5 protein-coding genes and 1 pseudogene are annotated in these 5,509 nt (G+C 63.1%); 1 reads left to right on the top strand and 5 read right to left on the bottom strand.

What is annotated here, in order from left to right:
* Positions 1-500 precede the first annotated feature (500 nt).
* Positions 501-992: pseudogene (locus CHB97_RS25480) on the top strand (IS3 family transposase); the annotation flags it as partial.
* A 94-nt stretch (positions 993-1,086) separates the two neighbouring features.
* Here CHB97_RS25480 and CHB97_RS25475 read toward each other — a convergent pair.
* The 5 genes from CHB97_RS25475 to CHB97_RS25455 are packed head-to-tail and all read right to left on the bottom strand — an operon-like array spanning position 1,087 to position 5,419.
* The gene (locus CHB97_RS25475) at positions 1,087-1,908 is read right to left on the bottom strand and encodes an HAD-IIB family hydrolase (protein ID WP_089290832.1); all 822 of its coding nucleotides are present in this window, start codon (positions 1,906-1,908) and stop codon (positions 1,087-1,089) included.
* A gap of 2 nt (positions 1,909-1,910) precedes the next feature.
* Positions 1,911-2,579: a methionine ABC transporter permease gene (locus CHB97_RS25470; protein WP_089290831.1), complete on the bottom strand. Its 669-nt coding sequence runs from the start codon at positions 2,577-2,579 to the stop codon at positions 1,911-1,913.
* Complete coding sequence (locus tag CHB97_RS25465; protein WP_089290830.1) at positions 2,576-3,562, bottom strand: methionine ABC transporter ATP-binding protein; 987 nt, start codon at positions 3,560-3,562, stop codon at positions 2,576-2,578. Before CHB97_RS25465 ends, CHB97_RS25470 begins: the two co-directional genes overlap by 4 nt.
* Positions 3,559-4,374, bottom strand: coding sequence for a MetQ/NlpA family ABC transporter substrate-binding protein (locus tag CHB97_RS25460; protein ID WP_089290829.1), 816 nt, complete (start codon positions 4,372-4,374; stop codon positions 3,559-3,561). The genes CHB97_RS25465 and CHB97_RS25460 overlap by 4 nt, the downstream gene beginning before the upstream one ends.
* A gap of 37 nt (positions 4,375-4,411) precedes the next feature.
* Complete coding sequence (locus CHB97_RS25455) at positions 4,412-5,419, bottom strand: isopenicillin N synthase family oxygenase (protein WP_089290828.1); 1,008 nt, start codon at positions 5,417-5,419, stop codon at positions 4,412-4,414.
* Between the last annotated feature and the right edge of the window lie 90 nt (positions 5,420-5,509).

The following is a 5,509-nucleotide window of genomic DNA, read 5'->3' as shown; positions in this document are numbered from 1 at the left end:
ACAAACCAAACGCCTCATCCGACGCCTCACTGAACTCGGATACAACGTCACCCTCTCCTACGCCAACCCAAACCCCTGAGGCAGTTTCTTTCTAGGTTCTTAGCGTCAAAGGGGCGTTTTAGCGGGGTCACCTCTGCATCCGGACCGGGCAGCCGTTAAACTGGTACCGAAATATCAGCATACCATCGGTCAAATCCTGTCCCTGAACCCAAAAAATGCCAGTAATACCAATGGGTTGATGGCGTTTGCCGCTTCTGGGGCGCGGAAGTGCCGCGGGGCGCGGAAGCACGGTGGAAGCGGATGGGAACGAATTATTCGTTCCCTGTCCACTCAACGCCCAACTCCTTCAACAAAGCCGTAATCTCCGCATCCGGTGCCCCCGCTTCCTGCATTGCCGTTATCAAATTTTGAAGAATAGACTTGCCCTGGGAGAGTGGAGAGCCGTATGCGCTGAAAGGTGCACGTACGGTTCGGGGAGGGGAAGCGCGCAAGCGCTTCCTACTCCACTCGCCACTTGGAAAGGGTTCGTCTATGTGGCTTTCGTCATCGACGCCTATGCCCGCAAGATTGTGGGCTGGCGCGTCAGCACCTCTGCGCAGGCAGGGTTCGTGCTCGACGCTTTGGAGCAGGCCGTCCATGACCGTCGCCCCGCCAAGGCCATGGGCCTGGTTCACCATAGCGACCGTGGGTCTCAATATCTGTCCATCCGCTACACCGAGCGGCTCGCGGAAGCCGGCATCGAACCCTCGGTTGGCAGCGTCGGAGACAGCTACGACAACGCCCTGGCAGAGACGATCAACGGGCTATTCAAGGCGGAGGTCGTCCACCGTCGCGGTCCCTGGCGCGGCGTCGAGGCCATGGAATACGCCACCCTGGAATGGGTCGATTGGTTCAATAACCGACGCCTGCTCGAGCCAATCAGAAACATTCCGCCCGCAGAAGCCGAGGCTAACTTCTACGCTGCTCTGGAAACTAAAGCCGTGGCCGCGTAACTATTGAATTCAAGTCTCCGGCAAACTCGGAGCGGTTCACCGGACCGGTTCAGATGGGCTTTCAGGGGCTTTTTCTATTTGCTTCAACCCGGGTTCATACTGGGAATTTTTTTGCTTGAGAAATCGGTCGCATTTGGGTTTCGGTCAACGTCTGCGTCAGGATGGCCTGGGCCAATTCCACAAAGCCGCGACCGCCGGGGCTGGGCGTGATCCAGCGTGGTGGGGTGGGGATGTCGGCCAGATGGTCGCGAACCGTGCTGACCCCCACCGTATGACGGAAAAAGCCGAACATCGGCGCATCATTGGCGCTGTCGCCGCTGTAAAGGATGCTGTCGCCGTCCCGGTCGATGTCCAAGCCCAGATGCAGGGACAGGAAATGACGGGCTGCCACCAGCTTGTCGTAAGCGCCGATCCAGCCCAGGATCCAGAGATTATTCACCGTCCCCTGTCCCCCCGCCGCGCGGATGGCAGACAGGATGGCGTTATCTGTTGACCGCTGACCTGTGCGGGCAAAGGCGATGGATGTCAGGCGAAAGGGCTGATCATCGGCAAGCCGTGCCGTTGGCACGGTACCACGGACATAGGTTGTGATTGCGGCCAGGGCCTCGGTCAGATCGGCGGACCTGTGCCAGCCATCCCGGATGGCACCATGGCCGGACGGGTCGCGCTGGATGAACAGGCCGCCATTTTCTGCGATAACCGCATCCACCGGCCACATCCGCGCCATCTGGTCACACCAGCCCGCAGGTGCGGCGGTGACGGGGATCACCCGGATGCCTGCGCCCTGCAATCGTTCCAGCGCCAGATAAGTCGCGGCCGGCAGACGGCCATTGAGTGTCAGCGTCTCATCCATGTCGGTCAGGATGGTGCGAATGCCAGCGAAATGGCCGGGGGGAGCCTGTTCCAGCGCCAGCATGATCACCGCCGATGCGCCAGACGCCGCACGGCCCAGTCCCCCGCCAGTTGATTGGCCTGAACCAGCACAATCAGTACCACAACCGTCGCCACCATCACCTCCGTGTTAAAGCGCAGATAGCCGTAGCGAATGGCCAGATCGCCCAGCCCGCCGCCGCCCACCACGCCTGCCAGGGCGGAATAGCCAACCAGCATCACCAGCGTCAGGGTGACGCCCGAAAGCAGGGCTGGCAGCGCCTCTGGTAGCAGGACCATGAAGACCAGATGGCGCAGCGTGCCACCCATGGCCTGCACAGCCTCAATCCGGCCCTTGTCAACCTCCCGCAAGGCTGCCTCCACCACCCGTGCGAAGAAGGGGATGGAACCCAGTGACAAGGGCACGATGGCGGCCGTGCTGCCCAGCGAGGTGCCGGCGATCAGACGGGTCAGGGGAATAATGGCGATCAGCAGCACGACAAAGGGCAGGGAACGACCGATATTGACGATGGTGGACAGCACCCGGTGCAGTCGGGGGCGGGGCAGCGGCCCATCCCCGTCAATCAGGTAGAGGGCCAGGCCGGCGGGCAGACCGGCCATCAGGGTCACGAACCCGGACAGTGCCACCATATACAGCGTTTCCAGGCTGGCACCCCACAGCAGGTCCAGCAGTTCGCTGAAGCTTTCGGGATTCATCGCACCACCGCCCACACGCCGCGCGTGCCCAGAAAAGCGAACACGGAATCCAGATCGGCATCATGGGGCAGGCGGATCAGCAAGCGCCCCACGCTGGTGCCTGCCACCTGCTCCACCCCGCCGCCCAGCAAGGCAGGGGACTGGCCGAGATGTAAGGTGAGGTCGGAGAGGATAGTATCACCCCCTCTTCCCCCATAACGCAGTTCCAGGTGCCGCCCGTCCGATGGCACCTCGGGCAGGGCAGGCAGCAGCCATTGCCCCAGGCGCGATGATGGGTCAGCGACCAGATCGCGCAGCGCGCCGGCTTCCACCAGCCGCCCGCCTTCCAATAGGGCGGCACCGTCGCAGATGGATTTTACCACCGACAATTCATGGGTGATCAGCACGATGGTCACCCCCAGCCGGCGGTTGACATCGCGCAGCAGGTCCAGGATTTGAGCGGTCGTTTCGGCGTCCAGCGCACTGGTCGCTTCATCCGACAGCAGCACGTCCGGATCAGCGGCCAGGGCACGGGCAATGCCCACGCGCTGTTTCTGCCCGCCGGAGAGCTGGGAAGGATAGGCCTTGCCCCGGCCCGCCAGCCCGACCAGTTCCAGCAATTCGTCCACACGCTTTTGCCGTTCCGGCTTCGTAACACCCGCGATTTCCAACGGCGCGGCGATGTTCTCCGCCGCTGTGCGGGAATGCAGCAGATGAAAATGCTGGAAAATCATGCCGATGCGCCGCCGCTGTCGGCGCAATTCAACCGGGCCCAAGGCTGCCAGATCGGTCTCTCCCAGCAGGATACGCCCGGCGCTGGGGGTTTCCAGCCGGTTCAGGCACCGGATCAGCGTGGTCTTTCCGGCACCGGAACGGCCCAGAATGCCGAAGATCGCGCCGCCTTGAATATCCAGGTCAATGCCGTCCAGGGCAGGCACCAGACGGCCGGCCTGGTTATAATCCTTGCGCAGGCCCTGGATGCGGATCGGTTGGCGTGCCGTCATGAATGGACCGGGATCACGGAACCCTTGTAACGTTCACGGATGAACGCCGCGACTTCCGGCCCCTCCAGCAAGGCTGACAATCGCTTGATGCGGGGATCATTGGCCTTTGCCGGCACGGTGACCAGCAGATTGGCATAGGGATTGCCCTCTGCCTTCTCCAACGCCAGCGCGTCCCGGGCCGGGATCAGCCCGGCCTGCAGGGCGTAATTGCCGTTGACGACGGCCAGATCGACATCATCCAGTGTCCGTGGCAACTGGGCAGGGTCAACCTCGATCAGTTTGATGTTCTTCGGGTTCTCCGCCACGTCGCGGATCGTCGCCAGGCGGGTCAGGCCGGGGCTCAGCTTGATCAGGCCGGCCTGCTGCAACAGGTGCAGGCCCCGGCTGGTGTTGGTGACACTGTTGGACAGCGTTACCTTGGCACCATTGGGAACGGCATCCAGGCTTTTGATCTTGCGGGAATAGACACCCAGCGGCTCAATATGCACGGTTGCCGTGATGGCGAATTTGGTCTTCAGCGTGGCCTCATCCGTTTCTAGATAGGGCTTGTGCTGGAAGAAATTGGCGTCGACATCGCCCGCCAGCGTCAGGTCGTTGACGCGCAACTCGCCCGTTATTTCAATGATCTTCAGTTTCAGGTCGGGTGCCAGCTTGCGCTGTATGAAGGTCAGGATTTCCGCGTGCGGCACGGCCGATGCCAGCACCTTCAGCGGGGCATCATCGGCCAGCACCACCCCGGATGGCAACAGGCTAAGGCCAAGGGCGGCGGCGGACAAGGGCAGCAGGGAACGGCGGGAAAGCGAGCGGGACATGCGGCCTCTGGATTGCGGTTGTTATCGTGGAAAAATCTCAGGCCCCAGGGGCCAGCAGGTCGGCATAATGGCGTTGGGCCACATCGGGGTGGGAGCGCAGGCGCCCCTTCAGGTAATTGGCACCGATGCCCCGGAACAGCGGGTTCAGCGGATCGGCGCTGATACCGCGCGCCTCTGCCTTCAGATGCGGGGGCAGGGGCAGCAGCGGCACTTCCGCATCCAGATCAGCGCCTAAGAAAAAGGCGATGGATATCCGGTCCCGCTCCCCCAGGGGGGAGGTGACACGGTGGGTGGTGGCGCGGATATAGCCATCGGTGGCAAGTTCCAGCAGCTCCCCGCTATTGACGACGAAGCCATCGGGCAGCGGTGGGGCGGCAATCCAGCCATTCTCTGTCTCCACCTCCAGCCCGCCCAGGTCCGGCTGATAAACCAGGGTCAGCAGCCCGCTATCCTTGTGCGGCCCCACCCCCTGGCGGTCCTGCCCGGCCTCGCGTGCCGGATAGCGGATGATCTTCACATGCTGGCCGGGCCGGGCGGCAAAGATCGGGTCCAGCGCATTGGCCGGCTGTTCCAACGCCAGGGCGAAGGCCCGTAACAGCCGGGTGGCCACAATGGTGGCCGCCTGCTGCCAGGCCAGCAAGGCCGGGCGCAGGCTGGGCAGGGCTGCCGGCCATTGGTTGGGGCCGGGCAGGCGGGCCCAGGGCGGGGCATCCTTGCCAATGGTCCGTGGCGGTCGCTCCGACCCGATATCCAACTGTTCACGCCAGTCGGGCCGCCCGCGTGTCAATTCCCCGCCGCTGCGCGTATAGCCCCGGAAATGCGGGGAATTGACCATGGCAATGGCGTCCTTTTCCGCCTGTGGCAGCCGGAAAAAGGCATGGGCCTGCTGATAGGCATCTTCCAGCACCGCCGGTGCGATGCCATGGCCGATGACGTAATAGAAGCCCACATCCCGCACGGCATGGCGCAGATCGGCCAGAAAGGCGGTCTGTTCGGCCGACCCTGCGGCCAGACGGCGGAGATCGAGAACCGGCAGCGTCGTCATCGGGTGTTCCTTCAAATTCGATTTCGGCAAGCACGGGTTCGCCCAAAGCCAGCAACCCACCGGGGATGCGGTTCCGCATTCCCGGTGGGT

Source organism: Azospirillum sp. RU38E (assembly GCF_900188385.1).
GTDB lineage: Bacteria > Pseudomonadota > Alphaproteobacteria > Azospirillales > Azospirillaceae > Niveispirillum.
The sequence above is the reverse complement of the archived record's forward strand: the minus strand, read 5'-3'. Positions and strand labels throughout refer to the sequence as shown.

Coding starts and splice junctions, on each gene's coding strand:
- CHB97_RS25475 (WP_089290832.1), bottom strand. CDS start 1,908: ATGCTGGCGCTGGAACAGGCTCCCCCCGGCCATTTCGCTGGCATTCGC.
- CHB97_RS25470 (WP_089290831.1), bottom strand. CDS start 2,579: ATGAATCCCGAAAGCTTCAGCGAACTGCTGGACCTGCTGTGGGGTGCC.
- CHB97_RS25465 (WP_089290830.1), bottom strand. CDS start 3,562: ATGACGGCACGCCAACCGATCCGCATCCAGGGCCTGCGCAAGGATTAT.
- CHB97_RS25460 (WP_089290829.1), bottom strand. CDS start 4,374: ATGTCCCGCTCGCTTTCCCGCCGTTCCCTGCTGCCCTTGTCCGCCGCC.
- CHB97_RS25455 (WP_089290828.1), bottom strand. CDS start 5,419: ATGACGACGCTGCCGGTTCTCGATCTCCGCCGTCTGGCCGCAGGGTCG.